This is a genomic window from Mycobacterium sp. TH-M103 (genome assembly GCF_057473785.1).
The window spans coordinates 1-3,748 of the sequence record NZ_JBYCLG010000148.1 but is presented as its reverse complement, the minus strand read 5'-3'; the positions used below and the strand labels follow the sequence as shown (position 1 = coordinate 3,748).

General features: G+C 67.9%; 4 protein-coding genes. 2 read left to right on the top strand and 2 right to left on the bottom strand.

Annotated features, from left to right (window positions below; translation table 11 throughout):
- Together AC2VOR_RS08230 and AC2VOR_RS08225 are read left to right on the top strand one after the other, a co-directional pair.
- Positions 1-319 (top strand): AAA family ATPase (locus tag AC2VOR_RS08230; RefSeq protein ID WP_486963566.1); only part of this gene is annotated, 319 nt, incomplete at its 5' end.
- A 117-nt stretch (positions 320-436) separates the two neighbouring features.
- Positions 437-634 carry a helix-turn-helix domain-containing protein gene (locus AC2VOR_RS08225; RefSeq protein ID WP_486963567.1) on the top strand — a complete coding sequence of 66 codons (198 nt, stop codon included), beginning with the start codon at positions 437-439 and terminating at the stop codon, positions 632-634.
- Between the two features lie 9 nt (positions 635-643).
- Here AC2VOR_RS08225 and AC2VOR_RS08220 read toward each other — a convergent pair whose 3' ends face one another.
- A complete protein-coding gene (locus AC2VOR_RS08220; protein WP_369739119.1) occupies positions 644-1,225 on the bottom strand; it encodes a TetR/AcrR family transcriptional regulator in 582 nt (193 codons plus the stop codon).
- 66 nt (positions 1,226-1,291) lie between these two features.
- The coding region (locus AC2VOR_RS08215) for an aconitate hydratase (protein WP_486963565.1) at positions 1,292-3,748 on the bottom strand (2,457 nt) is incomplete at its 5' end.

Here is a 3,748-nt window from a genome sequence, read left to right as displayed (position 1 = left end):
GGCGTTCATGTTCAGCGGCCCGCAGCTCGACCAGCCGGCGGGCACGCTGTCCGGCGGTGAGAAGACCCGGCTGGCGCTGGCCGGTCTGGTGGCGTCGACGGCCAACGTGTTGCTGCTGGACGAACCGACCAACAACCTCGATCCCGCGTCCCGCGAGCAGGTTCTCGACGCGCTGCGCAGCTACGCCGGTGCCGTGGTGCTGGTGACGCACGACCCCGGTGCCGCCGAGGCGCTCGACCCGCAGCGGGTGCTGCTGCTGCCCGACGGCACCGAGGACTACTGGTCCGACGAATACCGCGATCTGATCGAGCTGGCCTAGTTCGGCCGCGCCGCCGCAGGCGATTTCGGTCAATCCAGCCCACGCCGGACACCGGGTTCTTACTCTGGGTGCTTGGATCGTGAGCGAGCGTTGGGGAGGATACCCGTGGGAAAGCCGGTGCAGAAGTCGAACACGACGCGCGAGCAATTGCTGGGTGAGTTGCGCAGCGCCTACGAGCAGGGGGCCAGTATTCGCAACCTGGCGGCCACCGTCGGCAGATCGTACGGATCGGTGCACAGCATGCTGCGCGAGTCGGGCACCACGATGCGCGGCCGCGGCGGGCCCAACCGCACGGCGAGGTCCTCGCGAACCTAGCCTGACCGGTTACGCCGGTGACCGGGAGTCGTTGCGCCGCACCGACTTCTCCACCAGGTCCAGCACCGCGGCCAGCCGCCGCGGATCCTCCCCCGATGCCAGCCGCGCCACCAGGCCGTCCAGGACCAGTTCCAGATAGCACTGCAACACGTCGGCGGGGACGTCGTCGCGCACCCGCTGCGCCTCCTTCTGCCGGCGCAGCCGTTCGGTCGTTGCCGCCGCCAGTTCCGCGGACCGTTCCGCCCACCCGCGACTGAAGGCGGGGTCGTTGCGCAGCTTGCGCGCGATCTCCAGGCGGGTGGCCAGCCAGTCGAACTGCTCGGGCGCAGCGAGCATGTCGCGCATCACCTGGATGAGGCCCTCGCGGGACGCCACGTCGGCCATCCGTTCGGCGTCCTCGTGCGCCAGGGCGAAGAACAGTGCGTCCTTGTCGCGGAAATGGTGGAAGATCGCGCCGCGCGACATCCCGATCGCCTGTTCGAGCCGGCGGACGGTGGCCTTGTCGTAGCCGTACTCGGCGAAGCAATGACGGGCGCCGTCCAGGATCTGGCGGCGGCGAGCCGCCAGATGGTCCTGGCTGACCTTCGGCACAGGTGGTCGGCTAGCTCTGCGGGCGGCGGCCCGCTGCGCCGGGCCGCGCCGCGCTCGCGATCGTCACTAGCCCGACTTGAGCATGTTGCGCAACACGTACTGCAGGATGCCGCCATTGCGGTAGTAGTCCGCCTCCCCGGGGGTGTCGATGCGCACCACGGCGTCGAACTCGACCGGGTCACCGGAGTCCTTGCTGGCCTTGACGTGCACCGTCTTGGGCGTGTTGCCGTCGTTGAGCGCGCCGATCCCGGTGATGTCGAAAACCTCGGTGCCGTCTAGCCCGAGCGAACCGGCCGACTTGCCCTCGGGGAACTGCAGCGGGATGACGCCCATGCCGATCAGGTTGGACCGGTGGATGCGCTCGAACGACTCGGCGATCACCGCCCGCACGCCCAGCAGCAGCGTGCCCTTGGCCGCCCAGTCCCGCGAGGAGCCGGACCCGTATTCTTTACCGCCCAGCACCACCAGCGGAATGTTCTGTGCCGCATAGTTTTGCGCCGCGTCGTAGATGAACTCCTGCGGACCGCCCTCCTGGGTGAAGTCGCGGGTGTAGCCGCCGGAAACATCGTCGAGCAGCATGTTGCGCAGCCGGATGTTGGCGAACGTGCCGCGGATCATCACCTCGTGGTTGCCGCGCCGGGAACCGAAGGAGTTGTAGTCCTTGCGGTCCACGCCGTGCTCGTCGAGGTACTGCGCCGCCGGGGTGCCCGGTTTGATCGCGCCGGCCGGGGAGATGTGGTCGGTGGTCACCGAGTCGCCGAGCAGCGCCAGCACCCGCGCACCGGTGATGTCGTCGACCGGTTCGGGTTCCGCCGGCATGCCGGCGAAATACGGCGGCTTGCGTACGTACGTCGAGTCCTGGTCCCACTCGAAGGTGTTGCCGCTCGGGGTCGGCAGGTTGCGCCAGCGCGCGTCGCCCTTGAACACGTCGGCGTAGTTCTTGGTGAACATCTCGGAGTTGATCGCCGAGGCGATGGTGTCGGAGACGTCCTTCTGCGACGGCCAGATGTCCTTGAGGAAGACGTCTTTGCCGTTCTCGTCTTTGCCCAGCGGCTCGGACTCGAAGTCGAAGTCCATGGTGCCGGCCAGCGCGTAGGCGACCACCAGCGGCGGCGACGCCAGATAGTTCATCTTCACGTCGGGGTTGATGCGGCCCTCGAAGTTCCGGTTGCCCGACAGCACCGCGGTCACCGCGAGGTCGTTGTCGTTGACGGCCTTGGAGACGTCCTCGGGCAGCGGCCCGGAGTTGCCGATGCAGGTGGTGCACCCGTAGCCCACGAGGTAGAAGCCGAGCTTTTCCAGGTACGGCCACAGGCCGGCCTTCTCGTAGTAGTCGTGGACCACCTGCGAGCCGGGCGCCATCGAGGTCTTCACCCACGGCTTGGTCGCCAGGCCCTTCTCGACGGCGTTGCGCGCCAGCAGCGCCGCGCCCAGCATCACCTCGGGGTTGGACGTGTTGGTGCAGGACGTGACCGCGGCGATCACCACCGCGCCGTGGTCGATCACGAATTCGCCGAGCTCCTCGGATTTCACGGTCACCGGGTTGCTCGGACGGCCGTTGGCGTGTTGGGCGGCCGATACCTCGGGAGCGTCGTCGTGGTCGTTGGAGGACAGCGACGACGGGTCGCTGGCGGGGAAGCTCTCGTCGACGGCTTCGTCCAGCTTCGAGTACTCCGCGGTGTCCTGACTGTCGTCGACATAGCCGGGGAGTTGCCGGCGGAACGTTGCCTTGGCTTGCGACAACGGGATTCGGTCCTGCGGACGCTTGGGTCCGGCGATCGAGGGCACCACGTCGGCCAGGTCGAGCTCGAGGTATTCGGAGAAGGTGGGTTCGTGCCCGGGGTCGTGCCACATGCCCTGCTCCTTGGCGTAGGCCTCGACCAGCGCCACTTGCTCCTCGCTGCGCCCGGTGAACCGCAGGTAGGAGATGGTCTCCTCGTCGACCGGGAAAATAGCTGCGGTGGAACCGAATTCGGGACTCATGTTGCCCAGCGTGGCGCGGTTGGCCAACGGCACCTCGGCGACGCCCTCGCCGTAGAACTCGACGAACTTGCCGACCACACCGTGCTCGCGCAGCATCTGGGTGACGGTCAGCACCACGTCGGTGGCCGTGACACCCGGTTGGATCTCGCCGGTCAGCTTGAAGCCGACCACCCGTGGGATCAGCATCGACACCGGCTGGCCCAGCATCGCCGCCTCGGCCTCGATGCCGCCCACGCCCCAGCCCAGCACACCCAGGCCGTTGACCATCGTGGTATGCGAGTCGGTGCCCACGCACGTGTCCGGGTAGGCGACCCCGTCGCGTTCCATGACGACACGCGCCAGGTATTCGATGTTGACCTGGTGCACGATGCCGGTGCCCGGGGGGACCACCTTGAAGTCCCGGAACGCGCCCTGGCCCCAGCGCAGGAACTGGTAACGCTCGCCGTTGCGCTGGTACTCGAGCTCGACGTTGCGCTCGAACGCGTCGGGGGTGCCGAACAGGTCGGCGATCACCGAGTGGTCGATCACCAGGTCGGCGGG